The organism is Methylosoma difficile, from assembly GCF_054657615.1.
In genome coordinates this window covers 371,114-390,752 of the sequence record NZ_BAAHYJ010000002.1, presented here as the reverse complement: position 1 = coordinate 390,752, position 19,639 = coordinate 371,114, and the positions used below count along the sequence as shown (strand labels likewise).

Genomic DNA, 19,639 nt, shown 5'->3' with positions numbered 1-19,639 from the left:
TTTTTAAGCTGAAATAAAAAAGCCTTCCAGACTTTTATATCTGGAAGGCTTTATTTTTTTTAAGCGATTTTAGTGTTTATACCACAACAAAATCGGCATTGGTCATCGTCAAATTGACGCCCAAGGTGGCAATCTGCACTTGCGAACCTGCGCCACTGCCATCGGCATCGTAATACAATTTGCCCGTGCTTTGGTTGTAAACGATATAGTCGTTCGTATCCAAGGCTTGGCTTCCCAATACCAATTGGCCAGCTGCCAGCCCGCCTTTAACGGTAAGGGCGGTAAATACGGTGTTTTTAAGCTGGATAGTGTCATCGACAACGCTAAAGTCTGTAACCGTATCAATGCCGGAAACACTATCAAATATGAAGGTATCCTGACCAATACCTCCCGTTAAAGTGTCATTGCCAGCGCCACCTATTAAAGTATCGGCACCCGCCCCTCCAACCAACTTATCATTTCCTGCATTTCCAGATAAGGTATTGGCAGCCGAGTTGCCGGTGATGGTATTTGCCACACCGTTACCGGTTCCGTTTATTGCCGCCGAGCCGGTTAAGGTCAATTTTTCAAAATAGCTGCCCAACGTATAAGTAATGCTTGATTGCACAGTATCCGAACCTGAGGCGGCGGCTTCCGTTACCGTGTCGCCCGTAGAATTGACGATATAGGTATCGTTGCCACCGCCACCACTCATGCTGTCGTCGCCTAAGCCGCCGTCGAGCTTGTCGTTACCCAAATTGCCGCTGATATTGTCATTGCCCGAACCGCCCGTTAGGGTATTGTTGAGGTCATTGCCGATTAACGTGTCATTTCCTGAACCACCAATCGCATTTTCAATACTGACATTATAAGCGATCGCCACATTGCTGACCGCGCTTGCCGTCGGCACACTCGTTGGCGTTTGTTTGACACCTAATGAACTGAATGTACCAGCATTCAGATTGATGATTTGGCTAAAGGTTTGGTTGGACAAGTCGAAGGTGTCGATACCACCTGCGTCCCAAATGGTTTTCAGTTCGCCTTTGGTGTTGCTGAAAGTGTAAGTGTCATTACCAGTACGCGTGGTCATGTTGGCGCCGTACAAATATTGGATGGCAGCAATATCGTAAAGCATCGGCGTGCTAGGCTGCACATAGAAGGTACTAAAGTTACCCGCCCCGGTGTATTCGTTATAGGACATGGTGGAGTATTGCTTATTGTCTTCTGCACCTGTCAGATAAGTTGGATTACCAGAAATGGTTTTATTAATGTGCTTAAGGCCCAACGCATGGCCAATTTCATGCTGCATAATCTGGAAAAGCTGACCGCCCGGCGCATAGTCTGTGTATTTGGGATTAAACCAAATATCGCCAGATTTGGCAGACGAGGATACCGGATAATACGCTAAACCGGCATCGGGATCGACGTAAGTGCTGAAAGCTGCACGTATGCTGCCTGTGACGGATGCATTGTCGGCAACTTGCGTGAAATTGATATTTGCCACATCAGACCAAGTTGCCAAGGCGCTGATAAAATTGGCCTGTTGGGTGGCGTTCAGTGGCGACCATACGCCGGATGAAATTTCAGGGCCGTAACCTGAAATCCAAGTTGAAGTTGCGGTGGGGAAACTGAATGTGATTGTCGTTGTTGTTCCAGCTGGCGTACTCCATTTATACAAACTCATCAATGCATCAATGGTTTGTGTGCCAGAAAGTGTCGCTGTTGCCATGTATCGTCCTCTAAAAATTATAATAATGTGGATGCCGAAATGGATAGAAAAATCGGTTATTAAGCCGCTTAACTAATGGCGATAATTTTGATCCAATAATATTATTTTTTCTGGGGAAAATACGTAGTATGAGCATTTTTTTTGTGGGTCATATCACAAAAAATAGATAAGCTTCCGTATTCGCAGACTTGGCTTGTTGCCAGAAAATGCTGGCTTTTGGATAGAATAAAGAAAGGAAAAGGATGCATCTCCCGATTGCGCCGATATGCGCTTTCGTCCTTGAACCAACAGTTCAAGTGGGAACATATCTTGTCAATCAGGCTTCCTGAACGAACAGGCTTGCACACCATGACACAGAACTGCACCCGGGGTAAAAACAGGTTCAGGAAACACCCAGCACACTGTCGAACGCTCCAGGAGATACAGGCTTACAGTGTAACGCAATTACGGTTTTTCCAAAACGTTTTCAACTTTGTTGCTGAGGTTCTTCAATGCTTCGTTAAGGCTGAGCTTCAGCATAGCGTTTTGATTTTTCAACACTTGCAGCTCGTGTGCCAAGTTTAAAGCCGCCAAAACGGCAATCCTCTCAGCACCGTTCACTTTGCCGGAATCGCGCATTTTGCGCATTTGTTGGTCAAGTTGTTGCGCCGAATAGGTCAAATCGTCTTGTTCATCAAGATCGCAAAGGATTTTGTATTCCTTGCCCATAATCATCAGCGTGACGGATTGGGGTTTGTCGCTCATAGTCCTTGCTCCATAGCTTTCAGGCGGTTAATCATGGCTTCAACACGGGTGCGCGCCAAAGTGGTTTTTTCCAGCAGCTGGAGTTTTTCTTCCAACAATAATTCTTGTTGGTTTTTTAACGCCTCATTTTCGTGTTTGACGGCATGGAAGCGTTCAATCAATAAGTCAACCTTGTTTTCCAACAAGGCCAATTCTAAGGGTTGTTCAAGCATGGGATGGGTCACGGATAGTTGCCAAATAAAACGGTGGTAAAAAGTTAACAAATGGTCAATAACTTTGCGTTCAATGTTAGCATAAGCATTGTTTTTATTTTAGTGAATATCAAAGCACCATGGCTTACCAAACTATCAACTCCATTTTGCAGCAAGCCCAGCCAGAACTGAGCGCCGCCGAGGCGCACGGTATGGCCACCGGGCTTTTATGCGTCAACGACCACACTACCAGCAACTACTGGCTGACGGAGCTGCTCAACGAAACCCAACCCGATGATATTGAAGGCATTACGTTACTCAACAATCTGTTTGAAGAATCCCGCCGCCTCTTAAATAGCGAAGATTTCGATTTTGAACTGTTTTTGCCTGACGACGAAAGCGCATTAAGCGAACAAGTCATCGCCTTAAAAAACTGGTGCCAAGGCTTTCTGTTAGGTATAGGCAGCGCGCATTTGGCAAAAGAATGTTCGCCAGAAGCCCGGGAAGTCCTTAAAGACATCACCGAATTTACCAAACTGGATACCGACGCAGAAGGTGCGGAAGATGAATCGGCTTTTGTGGAAGTCAGTGAATATTTACGCGCAGCGGTTATGTTGCTGAAATACGAATTTTATAATGATCCGGATTCCACCCTTCATTAAGCAAAAGGATATCTGTGCATGAAAGCTTCTGAATTTAAAAAACGCCGTAAACACTTGATGCAACAGGTGGGTGTCGGCAACATTGCGCTCATCGCCAGCGCACCCAGCCATATCCGTAACCGTGATGTACATTACCCGTTCCGGCAAGACAGCGATTTTTATTATTTGACAGGCTTTAACGAAGCCGAAGCTTTGGCGGTGTTCATTCCTGGGCGTGAACAGGGTGAATACATTTTATTCTGCCGTGAATTCGATGCCACCAAAGCCCTATGGGAAGGTGCGCACGCAGGCCTTGATGGCGCAACCCACCATTTTGGTGCCGATGACGCCTTTCCCATCACCGATCTTGCCGATATTTTGCCCGGCATGTTGGAAGACAAGCAAAAAGTCTTTTACCCGATGGGGCGCGACCCTGAACTGGATCATAGCTTGCTGGAATGGATCACCCATATCCGCACCAAATCGCGCATGGGCGTTGGCGCACCTGGTGAATTGGTTTCGATAGAGCAAATGCTACATGAAATGCGCTTGTTTAAAAGTGCGGCGGAATTAAAACTGATGCGCCGTGCGGCTGAAGTTTCTGCCGCAGGCCACATCAAAGCCATGCAAGCGTGTAAAGCCGGTTTGTACGAATACCAAATTGAAGCCGAACTCGTCCATCATTTCAACCACGAAGGTCTGAGGGCGGTTGCTTACCCGTCCATCGTCGCAGGCGGAAAAAATGCCTGCACACTGCACTATGTCGAGAACAAAGACAAACTCAAGCAAGGCGACTTGTTGCTGATTGACGCAGGCGCAGAATGCGACCACTACGCTGCCGACATTACCCGCACCTTCCCTGTTGCCGGCAAATTCTCCGAACCCCAAAAACAGCTGTACCAATTGGTGTTGGATGCACAACTGGCGGCAATCGAAGCCATTAAACCCGGCGTTGCTTGGAACATCCCCCATGAAGTTGCCGTAGAAGTACTCACAAGAGGCTTAGTCGCTTTAGGCTTATTAAAAGGCCGCGTCAAAAAACTGATTAAGGACGAAAAATACAAAGCCTTCTACATGCACCGCACGGGGCATTGGTTGGGCATGGATGTACATGACGTCGGTGACTACAAAATCAATCAAGAATGGCGCATCTTAGAGCCTGGCATGGTACTGACCGTTGAACCTGGCCTGTATATTCCTTCGGATTGTAAAACCGTCGATGAAAAATGGCGCGGCATAGGCATCCGCATTGAAGACGATGTTGTCGTCACCGCTAACGGCTGCAAAGTGCTGACGGCTGGCGTACCTAAAGCCATAGAAGATATTGAAGCGATAATGCAGGCGGCCTAATGCAAATGGATTACGATTTAGTCATTATTGGCGGCGGTCTGGCGGGCAATTGTCTGGCGCTGGCTTTAAAGGATACCGGCTTAAAAATTGCGGTTATCGAAGCGCAAAGCCCCGAACAATTACACAACTCGCCCGCCGGCGACCGTGCCTTGGCTCTAGCTGCCGGCACGGTGAAGGTTTTGGAGAAAATGGGCGTTTGGGCTGGCATCCGCGATAAGGCCGAGGCCATTAAACATATCCATATTTCCGACCAAGGCCATTTCGGTAAAACCCGTTTGTCCGCCGACAAGCAACAAGTCGACGCTTTAGGTTATGTGATCGCCGCCCGCGACATTGAACGTTATTTGGCGGAAAAAGTGGCGGAAGCCCCCATCGATTTGATCTGCCCTGCCCGCCTGACCGGTTTGATGTCCGGCGCAGACAGTGTCAACATGAGCTTAAAACACGGCGACCAAGCGCTTAACTTAACGGCGAAACTACTGGTGGGTGCCGACGGCGGGCATTCTTCAGTCCGCAAATTACTAGATATTCCGCAACACAGCACCGATTACGGACAAACCGCCTTAGTCACCACAGTAAAATCCGCACGCGCCAACCAACACACCGCCTATGAAAGGTTTACCTGCTCAGGGCCATTGGCTTTGCTGCCGGTATCCAAATACCATAGCTCTGTCGTATGGACACGCAAACACGATGATGCCGAAGATTTAATGGCAGGTAGCGAGGCGGAATTTATGTCGGCTTTACAAGCCTGCTTCGGCTACCGTCTGGGCGAGTTGACACTAGCCGCGCCGCGCCGCGCATTTCCGTTATCGTTGATCCGCGCCGAACAGATGGTCAGCGGACGCGCCGTTATCATCGGCAACGCCGTGCATCAGCTGCACCCAGTGGCGGGTCAAGGCTTTAACCTTGGCATACGTGACGTGGTGCAATTGGCGGATAAATTGCTTAAACAACAGCAATTGGGGCAAGATATTGGCGAGGCAAAATTATTAGCGGGCTATGCGCAAGAAAGGCATAAAGACCACAACCACGTGATCGGTTTTACAGATGGCTTAGTAAAGATTTTTTCAAACGATTGGTTAGCGCTTGCTGCAGCCAGAAATGTGGGTCTGACGGTATTGGACCATTTGCCTTTTGCTAAAGCTTCATTTGCCAAACAAGCAATGGGGTTATCGCAAACGGGGCTTTAAGTCTTAAGCCCCTTTATACAAACCGTATTAGCCGCCAAATAATGCATAACCCAAATAGACAAAAATACTCAGGGTAATCAAGCCAGTTAGGGTAAGGATAATTTTGTAGCGACGATCAACCATTTTGTAATGCTTTTCAATATCTTCAAGACGGTGGTCAATTTCGACTGCCTTTTCATCGTGATTGAGAGCTGCAGGAACAAAATTAAAATCTTCCTCAAGCTCTTTTAAGAACTGGTTAAAACGCTTTTCCAGCTCCTGCATCTGAGCATCCAGCTCTTGATTCATTTTTTCAGTATCGTGCGCCATTGGTAATTAGAACTCCAAACTAAATTGAATGCGGTTGGTTTGTATAATACTTCATCTGCTTTCAAGCAGTGATAAAAAATCGAACTAAGCTAAGTTTTTTTCATTCCATGAATTAGCCGTAGTTTGTAGCTCACTAAGTACAGCCATTTTTAATTTTCATATCCAGTTTAGCTATTTATTTCCATCTGTAAACTAAAAATCCTATCCACAGAAACGCGCCTCTTTTGTCCGGCCGCCGAGAAATCAAAGCTATGAAAATACGATGCAAAACTACTTCGTGCGGGTTAGTGCTTAGCCTTTTTGGCTATTCGCCTGCCGCCTAAGTAGCCAACCAAGCACCTACTGCCAATGCTGGTGTTGATACTACGATTAATAAAACAGTCCAAGCAAGGCTAAGGCAAAGATACCGATGGTTTAATCGTCACGTACCAGTGGAACCAAACCGCCGATCCAACTGTGGCTCTGACAGGTGTAAACCAAGCTCAGGCCAGCTTCACAATGGTGGGTCGAGATAACAGCGCAAGACCCTGACGTGGCCTCCATGTCAATCCTCTGGCCCGATGGACGCATTCTGCCTTTGAAATATACCTGGACCAACGGAAACAACTATCCGATATTCGCAGCCAATTACCAATTTCCTGATAACGGCGGCATCTATACCTTGTTATGCGAAATCCATCAATAACCGCAGCACGACAGTGAAACTGAATGTACCTGCCTGTTCACATGGAACAGATGGGCTATGCCACTAGAGTAATTGGCCTGAACTTAAATATATCCAGCCATTAATAATCGATAACTTACTGATAAAAAATTATTATTTATTTTATTTCCACCTAAAACCGGAGTGCAGGAACATGTTTTTGCACTCCAAACCCCAAATTGCCAAGACTTAAAAAACGACTCCACAGAAAAACATTTAGGGATTTTCTTTTTGTAACGCACCATTGCCTCGCTGGCTTTTTTAATCCGTAAATAAACAACACCGTATTGCTTTACGGCAACAAACCCTTATAATCCACCCTCCTTTAAGGTTCCAAGCCGCTCACGCTGTTTGGTTAAACGGGAAGTTGGTACGGCGCATGCCCAAGCCAACACTGCCCCCGCAACGGTAGATAAGTTAAAGTCATCAATATGCCACTGTGCAAGCATGGGAAGGCGATGACCTGGGTTTTTACCCGCTTATAAGTCCGGAGACCGGCCTCAAAGGTTATTCGATGCAGCGGAGGGCTGCTTGCGAAACAAGACCGCATCCTTGCGCCCGTCTTCTTTTGCCTATTGTTCTCCGCTGCCTAACCCACAAGATTGCACGGGCGGTGCAAAAGAGGACTTATGCAAAAAATCATTGTTAGCTCGCTACTCATCACAGGCTTCAGTACAACACTGCAAGCCGAAACCTCCGAAGTGACCACACTACCTGAAAAGGTCGTTACGGCAACCCGATCCGATTTTAAGAACGAAGAATTGGCGGCGGCATCCACCGTTTACACCCGCGAAGACATTGAACGCTCGCAAGCCAGAACCTTACCGGATTTGTTTAAAGGCTCTTTAGGTGTTGATCTGGCACAAAGCGGCGGCTACGGACAAACCACCGACGTGTTTTTGCGCGGCACGAACCCAGGCCATGTGCTGGTGTTGATTGACGGCATTAAAGTCGGTTCGGCAACATCGGGTACGACGGCTTACGAATTGCTGCCCATTGACCAAATTGAGCGCGTGGAAATCATCCGCGGCCCGCAGTCCAGTTTATACGGATCGGAAGCGATTGGTGGCGTTATCCAAATCTTCACCCGCAAAGGCAAAGAAGGCAAAACCAAAGTGGCCTTGCAAGCAGGTGGCGGTTCTTACGATACTGCACAAACTGCCGGTTCGGTCAGCGGCAAAATTGACAACAGCTGGTATAACTTGGGCGTATCGCACATCAATTCACAAGGCTTCAGCGTGAAGCAAAACAGCGACCCTGACCGCGACGGCTACGAAAACACCGGATTGAATGCCCGTATCGGTCATCATTTTGACAACAATGCCGAATTGGAAGCCTCTTTTATGCGCGCCGAGGGCATCAAACAATACGACTCCAGTTATGGCGGGGACAACGCCGCATTTGCCAACCATGTCATCAGCCTGTCGGGCAGCATGGATATGACCGACAACTTGCGCAGCACCGTGCGCCTCGGTCAAAGCCAAGACCAGCTGCAAACCTTTTTGTCCGACAGCACCAACGACGGACACTTTTACACCACACGCTGGAACGCCAGCTGGTTAAACCAACTGCACATCAATGACGACCAACAAATGGTGTTAGGTTCCGATTACCGTTTGGACGAAGTCGAAAGCGACGACCTTGATAGCTTTAGCGCAGGCTTTAACTCCTACCAAGAACGCTCGCGCTACGATGTCGGTGTATTCACCGAATTGCACAGCCGTCTGTTCGACCGGCATTTTTTAAACACCTCGCTGCGCTGGGATAAAAACCAAGCATTTGGCGATTACGTCACTGGCAATATCGGCTGGCGGTTTAATTCCGAAACCGGTATCAGCCCGTTTGCCAGTTTTGGCAACGCCTTTAAAGCGCCTAACTTCAACGAACTGTATTGGCCTGATGACGGCTTTGGCGGTCATGGCAACCCTAACTTAAAACCGGAAGAATCGCGTTCGTTTGAAGTGGGATTGGCTGGCAAGCACCGTTTGGCGAGTTGGGAACTGCGCGCCTACCACACCGATGCCGACCAGCTGATCGCCGGCTGGCCGCCAGTGAATGTCAACAAAGCCCGTATAGAAGGCATTGAAGCAGAAATCAGCACCAATTGGCTGGGCTGGCACCATAAGTTAGCCATGTCCATTTTGGAGCCGATTGACACCAGCACCGGCTTACGCCTACAACGCCGCACCGACAAAACCTTGTCGTTCGATATGTCGCGCAGCTTGAATGCCTTTGATGTGGGTGCCAACGTATTGGCACAAGGCGACCGTCCTGATTTGGCCTATGATGCGGCCTTTAACCCCGTGCGGGTCAACCTGCACGGTTTTGTCACCGTTGATTTGCGTACGGCCTACCATATCGACAAAAACTGGATGGTCAGTGCTAAACTGAACAACCTGTTTAATGAAATCTATCAAACCGCCAACACCTATATCACGGCTGACCGCAACTTTTTTATCAGTATCCATTACAATAACTGATAATACCCACAGCACATGCCGTGCATAGATTGCTATATTTTCTTGGAGAACACATGAACCGCCTATCCTCGGTTTTAACACCGTTGTTAAAAACACACTATCTGCCCATCCCGCTGATCGCCTTAATGGTCATGACGCGTTACCACCATTTTGGCAATGCCTTGCATTTGCCAGATGCGTCGTTAGCGGTATTTTTCTTGGCGGGTTTTTATCAATTGAGCAAAAAAGCCTTTTTTGCCTTTTTGGTCATTTTGGCAGGCCTGATTGATTACCTTGCCATTGCCAATGGCACCAGCGCTTATTGCATTTCCCCTGCGTATGTTTTCCTGATCCCTACTTATGGGGTGATGTATTTGGCGGGGCATTATTGCTCGGCTTTCAAAGCGTTGAACGGGTTAGAAATGGCCTTATCTGGCGCTTTGGTTGCACTGGCCATATCCACCGCGTTCCTTATTTCCAATGCCAGCTTTTACTTTTTATCCGACCGTTTTGGCGAAATGTCGATCTTGGAATACACCAGCCGCGTCGTCCAATACTTCCCACCTTACTTTGTCAGCGCCTTGTTGTATTCGCTGGTGGGTTTGGGTGTGATGAAAGCCGCCAAAATCATAGCAGGCTTATCTGCACAACAGTCCGAAGCGTAATTTAAGAGCTGCACAAAACCAGGCGTCCAAAAGAATTTTGGACGCCTGCCTTATCAGGCAATATCTGATAGCCCTTAACCACTGCGAGCCTTCATGAAAGCCTGTTCATTTCTTCCAGCCTCAACGCACATCATTAACGAGCTGGGCTTACAAAACCACTTGCACGGCGTGACTTTCGAATGCCCATCGGACAAACCCAAAGTTGTCCGATCCTATCTGGAAAACACCCACCACAGCAGCGCCGAAATTGACCGCATCGTCAGCGATTACGACCGCGAAGGCAAAACCTTGTACTACATCGACATGGATTTGCTGCACGCCATCGCCCCAGATGTGATTTTTACCCAACACGTCTGCAACGTCTGCCAAATCGGCACCGCCTTTGTCGAAAAAGCCATCCACGCGCTGCCAAAAACACCCAAGCTGATTCCGCTAGTGCCACGCCACCTGAACGATATTTTCGACAACGTCTTAACCATCGCCACCGAATTAGGCCAAGCCGAACAAGGCCAACAACTGCTAAACCAATGCCAGCAACGCATCGGCGACATCGTTGATAATTTAAGAAAACATCGCGCCCCACCGCGCCGCGTGATGTTATTGGAATGGCTAGACCCCATTTACAACTGCGGACATTGGATACCCGACCAAATCGCCCTGGCTGGCGGCAGCGATGCGCTCTCCTGTCCGGCGGGTTATTCCGTGCCGATTGATTGGGAAAAAATCTGTTATTACGATCCTGAAGTCATCGTTATTGCGCCCTGCGGATTCAGCATAGAACGCGCCAGCGAAGAAGTGGATTTATTGAAAGCCAAACCCGGTTGGCAAGATTTGCAAGCGGTCAAAAACCAACAAGTGTATTTGGCGGATGCCGATTTTTTCACCCGCCCCAGCACCAGCGTTGTCGATGGCATCGAACTGCTCGCCGCCTTGTTCCATCCGCAACTGTTCAGCATTCCCGCCGCCGCGCACGACAAAGCCCGCGCCATTGCCTAAACCCTGTTATGAAAAAACCCATCATCATCGCCTCATCGGGCGGTAAAGACGCAACGCTGGCCTTGCATCGCCTGCGCCATCATCCTGATTATTGCGAGACTTACCAACCCGTCGGCTTAATGACCACCTTTTGCGCACAAAGCCAACGCTCCAACGCGCACCAAATCCGCCTGGAAGTCATGGAAGTCCATGCCGCCTCTTTAGGATTAGCGTTTTACCCGTTGTTTATGCAGCAGCCATCCGACCACGGTTTTTACGATTACCCGGCCGTAGTCGGCGCGTTCTACGACAGTATGGTCGCACAAGGCATAAGCCACTTCTTGTATGGCGACATTCATCTGGAAGATGTCAAAACCTACCGCGACCAACTCAACCAACAACACGGCATTACTGGCGTTTACCCACTATGGCGCGAACATCCGGCAGGGCTGATCCACGAATTCCTCAACCTCGGCTTTAAAGCCAAAGTGGTCGCCGTTGACAGCAGCCGATTAGGCGTAGACTGCTTAGGCAAAACCCTCGATACCGCCTTTCTGCAAGCCCTGCCGCTGCACGTCGATGCCTGCGCCGAAAATGGCGAATTCCACACCCTGTGTTACGACGGCCCAGACTTTGCTTTCCCACTCGCCATAGCTGATGGCGAGCAAAGCCAACAAGGCCACTATCATTATTTGGATGTTGCCCTGACCTGCGCCCTGCCCTAAACACATGAATGACGATTGCTATAGCGATGCCGAACGCCAAGCCGTTTATCGCGCCATTTACGAACGGCGTGACATGCGCCACTTTCTGCCCCACCCCGTTGACCCCAACGTTTTAAGCCGCTTACTGAACGCCGCCCACCACGCGCCCAGCGTCGGCTTTATGCAACCGTGGCGGTTTATCCGCATCACCTGCCCCGAATTGCGCTTAGCCATTCATCAGCTGGTCGAACAAGAACGCCAACTGACCGCCGAAGCCTTAAACGAACGCAGCGACGAATTCATGAAATTAAAAGTCGAAGGTATTTTAGAATGCGGCGAACTGCTGGTTGCCGCGCTGTGCGACCAACGCCAAGCGCACATTTTTGGACGGCGCACCCTGCCCGATATGGACTTGGCCTCCGTCGCCTGCGCCATCCAAAACCTCTGGCTAGCCGCCCGCGCTGAAGGTTTGGGCATGGGCTGGGTATCGCTGTTCGACCCGCCCGCCCTAAAAACCCTGCTGACCATGCCCGACGACAGCCAACCCATTGCCATTTTATGCCTAGGCCACGTCGAAGCCTTCTACGAAAAACCCATGCTCGAACAAAGCCACTGGGCGCAGCGGCAAAGCCTAGACAACCTGCTTTTTGAAAATTACTGGAAATAACACCATGTCATTCGCTGTTAACATTGCCCCGCTTAGCCAACAACTGCACGCCGCCCTGCAAGAAAAAATCGACCAAAAAACCAAACCGCTAGGCGCATTAGGACAACTGGAACAACTGGCCTTAAAAATTGGCCTGATCCAAAACAGCCTAAACCCGCAACTGAAACAACCCTGCATCATCGTATTCGCAGCCGACCACGGCCTGACCGCAGCGGGCGTCAGCGCCTTTCCCCAAGCCGTCACCGCACAAATGGTCGGCAATTTTTTAGCAGGCGGCGCTGCCATCAACGTCTTTGCCAAACAACATGGAATTGAATTGCTGATTGTCGATGCGGGCGTCAACGCCGACTTAAGCGCCTACACGCAACTGATCCACGCCAAAATCGCCCACGGCACAGCCAACAGCATCAACCAACCCGCCATGAGCGCCGAACAATGCCAACAAGCCCTGCAAACAGGCGCGGACTTGGTCAACCGCCAATGGCAAACAGGCTGCAACTGCATCGGCTTTGGAGAAATGGGCATCGGCAACACCGCCGCCGCCGCGTTAATCATGCAACGCCTCACCGGATTGCCGCTAAGCCAATGCACCGGACGCGGCACTGGCCTTAACGACAGCCAACTGGCGCAAAAAATCGCCACCTTACAACAAGTGCTAGACTACCACGCGCACGCCAACGACGCACTCGCCGTGCTGCAACACCTCGGCGGTTTTGAAATCGCCATGATGACAGGCGCATACCTACAAGCCGCCGCCAACAGCATGACCATCCTCGTCGATGGCTTCATCACCTGCGCCGCCCTACTCGCCGCCGCTCGCCTAAACCCCACCGTACTCGACTACTGCATCTACAGCCACGTCTCCCAAGAACAAGGCCACCAATCCCTACTCCACCACCTCAACGCCCAAGCCCTGCTCAACCTCAACATGCGCCTAGGCGAAGGCTCAGGCATCGCCGTCGCCTACCCGTTACTGCAATCAGCCGTGGCGTTTTTGAACGGCATGGCTTCGTTTGCGGAGGCTGGGGTGGCGGGGAAGGCTTAGGTTTTTAGGGCAAAGATTCGATGTTGGAAAATACCAACCTAAGAACGCGACAGCCTTAACCACCATTGGAGTCCAAAACATGTTTTGGACTCCAAAATTAAGACACATCAATAATTGAGGCTCTTTCAACCACGGCAAATCCAAATTCAACACTGCCTTATACAAAAACGCCAGCGCCGATAAGGCTTGGTTTTGTGTACAAGCCGCCACCTGCCCCTCCACCGCCAAATGCGTCAAAAACGCCTCCACTTCCGCCGCACCCATTTCTTGGGGATGCCGCTTGCCGTGGAACAGGATGAAGCGTATGACCCAATGCACATAAAGCTTCTCTGTGGCGAAGCTGTAATGCTTCACCCGAAGGCGGTCACGCACCAAATCTAACAACTTGGGCGGTGGGTTAGGAGGAGTATAAATTAGATTGCACAAATCGTTTGCTAACAGAAAAGTGATAGGGTATAGTTTTGAAAAATATCAATATGCAAGAACGACATACACCTTTACAGGTGCATTTCAAGACCCCTTTTTAACTGAGGGGGAGCAGGAGGCAGGGCTATACGCTGTCGGGCTACCGGCCGCAAGCCTACTATAGCAGCGAAGATCATGATGCTGCCTGGGAGTTGATTGACAATTAAAAGGTTTATCCCGGAGATACCGTCACCGTGCGCTTGCACCTCCTGCATCCGGAGTTGCTCAAGTCTGAAAGATTTTCAACCGAAGAAGCATATAGCCATCCCTCAATCCAACCGTGAACGACGTGCTGAGAGCGAGAGTTAAGGTTGTAGCGGGTAGGTCACCAATGTCCATTCCGGCAGCCATAGTAGCTGCTCGTTAAAAAACCAATGAGGTCAAAAGTCAGCCATGAAACTAAGTGAAACCCTGAACAAAACGATCGCGGATCTTTGCAAGAACAAGTTCACAGGCGCCGGGGAGAACCATTGCGCGCACTTTGTATGTCACGTGCTGGAACTGGACTCGGGCTACGACTGCAAAACGCACAAGAATGGCAGCCATCCCGGAGCGTGCATTCGCGTCCACGAGCTCTTCGCGGAGTGTCCGCAAGTAGGCACTTGGAATAACGCGCCTCAGGGCATGAAGATTGTGTTTGTCACCGACAATTCGAACGTCGATCTCACCGCGCACACAATGCGCAACGTCCCCAAGAAGCATGTTGGTATTTTTTCCGAAGGTCACGTTTACCACTACTCGAACACGCAGGACATTGTAATCCGGCAGACTCCAACGGATTTTCTCGCTCGCTTTCAGGGAGCATACGGTGGTAATCAAGGATTGTTCTTTGGCGCATTTCCGCCCGCGGCAAAGTTGCCTGATCCGGAAACCGGGACTCCGCCTGTTACCCCGTTCGTAACGACGCCGAATCTCGCGACCACGGGACCAGAGCCGACGATTCGACAGGTAGCGGTTTCAGCCGGCAAATATGACTATTTCGCAAAGCTCCCGGGCGTCGCGGAGTATTACGTTGCAAGCAATACAAAGTATGAATCGCGCCGTGGACTTTGGCAGCCAACGAGTAAGCTTAATGGCCCACGTTACACTATCGCTGCCTTTGCCGAAGAGTACGAAACCGTGGCCGGAATGCTGGGGGTCATCTCGGCCGGTGAGAGCAGTGGCTACTTCAATCGGCTGAACACATATGACCGGGCGGCATTCACCTTCGGATTTTTTCAACTCGCTGCCCACACGCCGAACGACAATCTCGTCCTGCTATTTCGGAGGGCGGCAGTCGAGAACTCCGCGTTCCAGGCGTTGTTTCCCGACTTGAAGCTGGTCGACGGAGTTCTTCACCGCGACCTAGGTAGTCACAAGGTCAGCCTTGAGAAGCAATACCCGCGGCCCGGTCACCCAAGTGAGAAGAATCTGAAGGACTTCATGACGTACCTGAACGCCGACGGCACGAGTATCGACGATAGAGAATTATCCGCCTCTGCTCTGCTCGTTCATCTTGCGAACTCGGACGAAGCGTTCAACCGGCTGCAAGTTAGTGTCGCAGCGCAGATCACCATGAGGAAACTTACAAGCGCATACAGCCTTTGGTACAACCTCAACGGAGTTTCGGATCTGATCTGCACCGCGATTGCGGACATCCATCACCAGGGTCGAGGTACGAAAACCGAGGTTCGAAACGCTCTCTTGTCGGCGAACACGGTTCAGGGAAAAGTAAGCGCACTCTGCAAAGTCGGACAGGATAATTATGCTGAACGCTGCGCGACTTTGAAGCAGGTGCTAGCCAAGGCAGAAGCAGATGAACACTTAGGAATATCTGTGTTCGATAAGGCGAGCGGCCTGTTCAAGCCGAATCAAGGCTGGCCCGTATAGACGCGGCTGATCTTCTATCGCCGCTTGAAATGTAGCCGTGAGCCTACACTTCCGGCATCCAGAGTTACTTTTCAGTCGCGTTCGTGTGGGCGGTAGCTTTAAGATTTGCTCAGGCGTGCGTGTTGTAGCGCGTGGCAAGGATAATCTGCATTTTGAACCTGATGGAGAAAGCAAAACTTTATAATCGGTAGGCGTAATCTAACAACTGCATGCACCCGACTGCGAAATAACGGACCTCTTATCGTTAGCTTGGATGGTTTCGAGGTTGAATGAGCGGCGGGTGATGCCGGGCGTTGAGCAACCCTAATCACGAGCATGTTGAGCTTGGGTTATGTGGGTTGTAAGTCGGCGGCAGTGGAAAGGCAGCTGTTGTTTCAACCTGTGTTTTTTGGGTGTTGGTTTTGTTGCCATTGTGCAACTGCGAATTACCGTAACACACCAACAGAAATCCACTGGTTTTAGTGCCATTAGGGAGTCCAAAACCTGTTTTGGACTCCAACCAAAAACCCACCGAAACAGACCCTTTCATTTATCTCCCTGCTTCATAACAGGTGCAATCCACCAAAAACCCAAGCTATTAGCAAACCAACGCCAGCATGCTTAGCCTTAGCTAGACATCAGGTTAACCCCCCCTTTTTATTTACCTAAACTCCTGAAATTCTCCCAACCCCTTGTATCGAAGCAAATAAAAAGCTTTGGTAGTGGCTAATTATAAAATGTTCGTTTACAGTAGGAATTTGGATCATATGAACTATGAACGCGGCACTACTGATACGGGTCAAGGCTGCGGTCATCAGCCGGAGCAATAAGATTTAAGATGACCTTACAAAATGGCGTCATTTTTCGCCATTGGCTCGTACGCATCATTTTAAAAACCCGTTCCTTTTTGAATTTCACCCTTTCCATCATCCCCATGCCCATGAACAAGCTTTTACAATCCGCCGTTTGGATACTTATTGCCATTCTTGGTGCCGCTGCTGTTGGCGGCATTGCCCTTAACCGAGGCGAAAGCATTAATGCCTTATGGTTTATTACTGCCGCGTTATGCATCTATGCCCTCGCCTATCGCTTTTATGCGGCGTGGATTGCCGCCACTGTGTTGATGGTCGATGACACCCGCGCCACTCCGGCGGAACGTTTGGAAAACGGGCATGATTTTATCCCCACCAATCGCTGGGTGGTGTTCGGACACCATTTTGCGGCAATTGCAGGGCCTGGGCCTTTGGTTGGGCCGACGCTGGCGGCGCAGTTTGGCTTTTTGCCAGGCACGTTATGGATTTTGTTTGGCTCGGTTTTGGGTGGCTGCGTTCAAGATATGGTGACGCTGTTTTTGTCCACCCGCCGCGATGGCAAAAGCTTGGGGCAAATGGCGCGTGACGAGCTGGGTGCGCTCGGCGGTTCGGCGGCCTTGATCGGCACGTTTACGATTATGGTGATCCTGATTGCTGTCTTGGGTTTGGTCGTGGTCAATGCCATGAAACACAGCCCGTGGGCCACTTATACGGTGGGGGCCACCATTCCAATCGCCATGGTGGTGGGCACCTACATGCGCCATTTCCGGCCCGGACAAGTGCTGGAAGCCACTACATTGGGGGTGATCTTTTTGTTGTTGGCGGTGGTTGGTGGTGGTTGGGTTGATAACAACCCCAGCTTGCGCGGTTACTTCGACCACGAAGGTTTGACCTTGGCATGGTGCATCATGGCTTATGGCTTGGCAGCGGCGGTGATGCCGGTTTGGTTATTGCTTGCCCCACGCGACTATTTATCCACCTTTATGAAGCTTGGTACGATCAGCTTGCTGGCGGTGGCGATTTTATTTTTGCACCCTGATATAAAAATGCCCGCCATCACGCCGTTTATTGACGGCACGGGGCCGATTTTTGGCGGCAAATTATTTCCGTTTGTATTCATCACCATTGCTTGCGGTGCCATTTCCGGCTTCCATGCGCTGATTGCCTCCGGCACTACACCGAAATTATTAGCCAACGAACGTGACATCCGCATGATTGGCTACGGCGGCATGTTGTTGGAATCTTTCGTTGCCATTATGGCAATGATAGCCGCCACGGTGCTTGACCCCGGCGTATTTTTTGCCATTAACAGCCCGGCGGGCATTGTCGGTGCAGAAGCTGCCGATGCCGTGGCGAAGATCAGCAGCTGGGGTTTTCCGGTTAGCGTTGCGCAAATGCAAACCCTTGCCCAACAAATGGGCGAAGCAACCTTGTTTGCCCGCACCGGTGGCGCGCCATCGTTGGCAGTGGGTATGGCAAGCATCTTCGGCAGCTTGTTTGGCGAAGGACTATTGGCGTTGTGGTATCACTTCGCGATCATGTTTGAAGCCATTTTCATCTTAACCACGCTCGATGCCGGCACGCGCGTGGGGCGTTTTATGCTGCAAGACATGCTGGGCAACATCTGGCCTAAAATGGCGGATACATCTTGGACGCCATCGGTGGTTATCACCAGTTCGATTGTGGTCGCTTGCTGGGGCTATTTTCTGTACATCGGTGTTATCGACCCGAATGGCGGCGTCAACATTTTGTGGCCTTTATTCGGCATCGCCAACCAAATGTTGGCAGCCATTGCGTTGAGCGTAGCGACGGGTATTTTGGTCAAATCGGGCAAGCTGAAATATGCTTGGGTGACGGGGTTGCCGCTGACGTGGCTGATTATCATCACCGGTACGGCTTCTTATGAAAAAATCACCAGCAGTGACATTCGTGTCGGTTTTTTTGCCGCAGCCAATGACTTGTCCAGTAAATTGGAAGCAGGCACGTTACCGGCAGCAAAATCTGCCATTGCTCCGCAATTGATCTTTAACCTGCATTTTGATGCTTATCTGACGCTATTCTTCGTCAGCCTTTTGGCGTTGATTGTTTTGGATATGCTGCGCGTCTGCACACTTTATCTGCTTGGCAAAACCGTCAAACCACTGAGCGAAGCTCCGCACAGCCCCAGCCGTTTGCAAGAAGATTGGGTGCGCGATTAATGTTTAAGAAACTGCAACCGGCGTGGCAATTGCTGCGCCAAATGTCTGGCGATGATGCCTATGAAAGGTATTTGCAGCATTTTGCCGAACACCATCAGGACGAAGGTAGTGAGCCGTTAAGCAGAAAAGCCTATTTTAAGCAACAACTGGACTCAAAATGGAATGGGATTAACCGATGTTGTTAACTAGAGGTGTGTAGGTGGGCTAAAAATATTCCGCTTACTTATTGATTCATTGAGTCTTCTTTAATAAGCACATAACTCAGCCCTTTTCTGCCTATTTCAAACGAATTTTTCCATTCGGTATAAATACCCAATTTGTTTTGGGCGGCAATTTCAAGATACAAACGCACTTTAGCAGGAGACATGCCGCTTTGTTGGACAACATCGTCTACTCCCCAATCTTTGGTCGGGTTTGTTGAAACCGTTGTTATCACCTTATCGAATTCTTCGGTAACAAAATAGTTACCGTCCGTCTTAATGAAAATGATCTCCTCTGCCGATGAGGCAGCCATTGCATTAAATAACTTGCCTAACTCCTGCTGAATACAATGGCGCACATTAACAGGCTGCTGATTGCTTAGGTCGGTAACAGGAGCGACTAAAGCGTCTAACTCTTTCTTTGAAAGCAATACCCGACCTTTACTGGCTTCAGCAACAAAGCTTTGAACCTGTAGTAAATCGCCGCTGACTTTTACATCTAATTTGGCATTTGGCGTGGAACAGGTATTTTTCAAAATTGTTAACGCATGCTCCGTATTAAGTGGTGATATTGCAGAAACTGATTGAGAAAATAAAGGCAATATAATGCCAATAATAAAGTAACTCTTTTTCATGATTGTACCCTGCTTATGACAAAATGGCTTAGACATATGTATTCCAACCACTTGATTAACATAGTAAATTAATAAAAAATTTCAATTAATTGCAATATAGAATCATTATATTAAGAACGTATCCTTG

19 protein-coding genes, 1 other RNA gene and 1 riboswitch are annotated in these 19,639 nt (G+C 49.6%); of the genes, 13 read left to right on the top strand and 7 right to left on the bottom strand.

Annotated elements, in window-relative coordinates; genetic code table 11:
• Window positions 1–76 precede the first annotated feature (76 nt).
• From ACYQ1O_RS07315 to ACYQ1O_RS07300, 4 genes are all read right to left on the bottom strand, one after another.
• Window positions 77–1,708 (bottom strand): M10 family metallopeptidase, encoded by a 1,632-nt coding sequence (locus tag ACYQ1O_RS07315; protein WP_459991005.1) that lies wholly within the window; start codon window positions 1,706–1,708, stop codon window positions 77–79.
• A 244-nt stretch (window positions 1,709–1,952) separates the two neighbouring features.
• Window positions 1,953–2,131: non-coding RNA, 6S RNA (ssrS, locus tag ACYQ1O_RS07310), on the bottom strand.
• Window positions 2,132–2,152: 21 nt separating this feature from the next.
• Complete coding sequence (locus ACYQ1O_RS07305) at window positions 2,153–2,452, bottom strand: cell division protein ZapA (RefSeq protein WP_459991004.1); 300 nt, start codon at window positions 2,450–2,452, stop codon at window positions 2,153–2,155.
• The gene (locus ACYQ1O_RS07300; protein ID WP_459991003.1) at window positions 2,449–2,676 is read right to left on the bottom strand and encodes a TIGR02449 family protein; all 228 of its coding nucleotides are present in this window, start codon (window positions 2,674–2,676) and stop codon (window positions 2,449–2,451) included. The genes ACYQ1O_RS07305 and ACYQ1O_RS07300 overlap by 4 nt, the downstream gene beginning before the upstream one ends.
• A gap of 107 nt (window positions 2,677–2,783) precedes the next feature.
• Between ACYQ1O_RS07300 and ACYQ1O_RS07295 the strand changes: the two genes are divergently transcribed.
• Genes ACYQ1O_RS07295 through ubiH form a run of 3 tightly spaced genes read left to right on the top strand, consistent with a single transcriptional unit; the run spans window position 2,784 to window position 5,827 of the window.
• Window positions 2,784–3,305, top strand: a complete 522-nt coding sequence (locus tag ACYQ1O_RS07295) for a UPF0149 family protein (RefSeq protein ID WP_459991002.1) — start codon at window positions 2,784–2,786, stop codon at window positions 3,303–3,305.
• A gap of 18 nt (window positions 3,306–3,323) precedes the next feature.
• Window positions 3,324–4,634 carry a Xaa-Pro aminopeptidase gene (gene pepP / locus ACYQ1O_RS07290; protein WP_459991001.1) on the top strand — a complete coding sequence of 437 codons (1,311 nt, stop codon included), beginning with the start codon at window positions 3,324–3,326 and terminating at the stop codon, window positions 4,632–4,634.
• Window positions 4,634–5,827 (top strand): 2-octaprenyl-6-methoxyphenyl hydroxylase, encoded by a 1,194-nt coding sequence (gene ubiH, locus ACYQ1O_RS07285; RefSeq protein ID WP_459991000.1) that lies wholly within the window; start codon window positions 4,634–4,636, stop codon window positions 5,825–5,827. Before pepP ends, ubiH begins: the two co-directional genes overlap by 1 nt.
• Window positions 5,828–5,854: 27 nt before the next feature.
• On the opposite strand, the gene ACYQ1O_RS07280 is transcribed toward ubiH, so the two are convergent.
• A complete protein-coding gene (locus tag ACYQ1O_RS07280) occupies window positions 5,855–6,136 on the bottom strand; it encodes a hypothetical protein (protein ID WP_459990999.1) in 282 nt (93 codons plus the stop codon).
• A gap of 541 nt (window positions 6,137–6,677) precedes the next feature.
• Here ACYQ1O_RS07280 and ACYQ1O_RS07275 point away from each other — a divergent pair.
• From ACYQ1O_RS07275 to cobT, 7 genes are all read left to right on the top strand, one after another.
• On the top strand, window positions 6,678–6,821 hold the full coding sequence (locus ACYQ1O_RS07275) for a hypothetical protein (RefSeq protein WP_459990998.1): 144 nt from the start codon (window positions 6,678–6,680) through the stop codon (window positions 6,819–6,821).
• Window positions 6,822–7,150: 329 nt separating this feature from the next.
• Window positions 7,151–7,356: riboswitch (cobalamin riboswitch) on the top strand.
• Between the two features lie 112 nt (window positions 7,357–7,468).
• Window positions 7,469–9,319 (top strand): TonB-dependent receptor domain-containing protein, encoded by a 1,851-nt coding sequence (locus ACYQ1O_RS07270; RefSeq protein ID WP_459990997.1) that lies wholly within the window; start codon window positions 7,469–7,471, stop codon window positions 9,317–9,319.
• Between the two features lie 53 nt (window positions 9,320–9,372).
• Window positions 9,373–9,963, top strand: a complete 591-nt coding sequence (locus tag ACYQ1O_RS07265) for a hypothetical protein (protein WP_459990996.1) — start codon at window positions 9,373–9,375, stop codon at window positions 9,961–9,963.
• A 93-nt stretch (window positions 9,964–10,056) separates the two neighbouring features.
• Entirely contained in the window at window positions 10,057–10,959 is a 903-nt protein-coding gene (locus ACYQ1O_RS07260; protein WP_459990995.1) for an ABC transporter substrate-binding protein, read from the top strand.
• 8 nt (window positions 10,960–10,967) lie between these two features.
• Complete coding sequence (locus ACYQ1O_RS07255; protein WP_459990994.1) at window positions 10,968–11,663, top strand: Dph6-related ATP pyrophosphatase; 696 nt, start codon at window positions 10,968–10,970, stop codon at window positions 11,661–11,663.
• Between the two features lie 4 nt (window positions 11,664–11,667).
• Window positions 11,668–12,309 carry a 5,6-dimethylbenzimidazole synthase gene (gene bluB, locus ACYQ1O_RS07250; RefSeq protein WP_459990993.1) on the top strand — a complete coding sequence of 214 codons (642 nt, stop codon included), beginning with the start codon at window positions 11,668–11,670 and terminating at the stop codon, window positions 12,307–12,309.
• 4 nt (window positions 12,310–12,313) lie between these two features.
• Window positions 12,314–13,354 carry a nicotinate-nucleotide--dimethylbenzimidazole phosphoribosyltransferase gene (gene cobT / locus ACYQ1O_RS07245; protein WP_459990992.1) on the top strand — a complete coding sequence of 347 codons (1,041 nt, stop codon included), beginning with the start codon at window positions 12,314–12,316 and terminating at the stop codon, window positions 13,352–13,354.
• Here cobT and ACYQ1O_RS07240 read toward each other — a convergent pair.
• A complete protein-coding gene (locus tag ACYQ1O_RS07240) occupies window positions 13,289–13,780 on the bottom strand; it encodes a phage integrase N-terminal SAM-like domain-containing protein (RefSeq protein ID WP_459990991.1) in 492 nt (163 codons plus the stop codon). The genes cobT and ACYQ1O_RS07240 overlap by 66 nt on opposite strands.
• Window positions 13,781–14,212: 432 nt before the next feature.
• Between ACYQ1O_RS07240 and ACYQ1O_RS07235 the strand changes: the two genes are divergently transcribed.
• The 3 genes from ACYQ1O_RS07235 to ACYQ1O_RS07225 all read left to right on the top strand — a co-directional run bounded on the left by ACYQ1O_RS07235 (window position 14,213) and on the right by ACYQ1O_RS07225 (window position 18,862).
• Window positions 14,213–15,688, top strand: coding sequence for a hypothetical protein (locus tag ACYQ1O_RS07235; RefSeq protein WP_459990990.1), 1,476 nt, complete (start codon window positions 14,213–14,215; stop codon window positions 15,686–15,688).
• Window positions 15,689–16,601: 913 nt separating this feature from the next.
• Window positions 16,602–18,677, top strand: coding sequence for a carbon starvation CstA family protein (locus tag ACYQ1O_RS07230; RefSeq protein WP_459991444.1), 2,076 nt, complete (start codon window positions 16,602–16,604; stop codon window positions 18,675–18,677).
• Window positions 18,677–18,862: a YbdD/YjiX family protein gene (locus tag ACYQ1O_RS07225; RefSeq protein ID WP_459990989.1), complete on the top strand. Its 186-nt coding sequence runs from the start codon at window positions 18,677–18,679 to the stop codon at window positions 18,860–18,862. The genes ACYQ1O_RS07230 and ACYQ1O_RS07225 overlap by 1 nt, the downstream gene beginning before the upstream one ends.
• 38 nt (window positions 18,863–18,900) lie before the next feature.
• Here the strand turns inward: ACYQ1O_RS07225 and ACYQ1O_RS07220 are convergent, their stop codons facing one another.
• Complete coding sequence (locus tag ACYQ1O_RS07220) at window positions 18,901–19,512, bottom strand: hypothetical protein (RefSeq protein WP_459990988.1); 612 nt, start codon at window positions 19,510–19,512, stop codon at window positions 18,901–18,903.
• Between the last annotated feature and the right edge of the window lie 127 nt (window positions 19,513–19,639).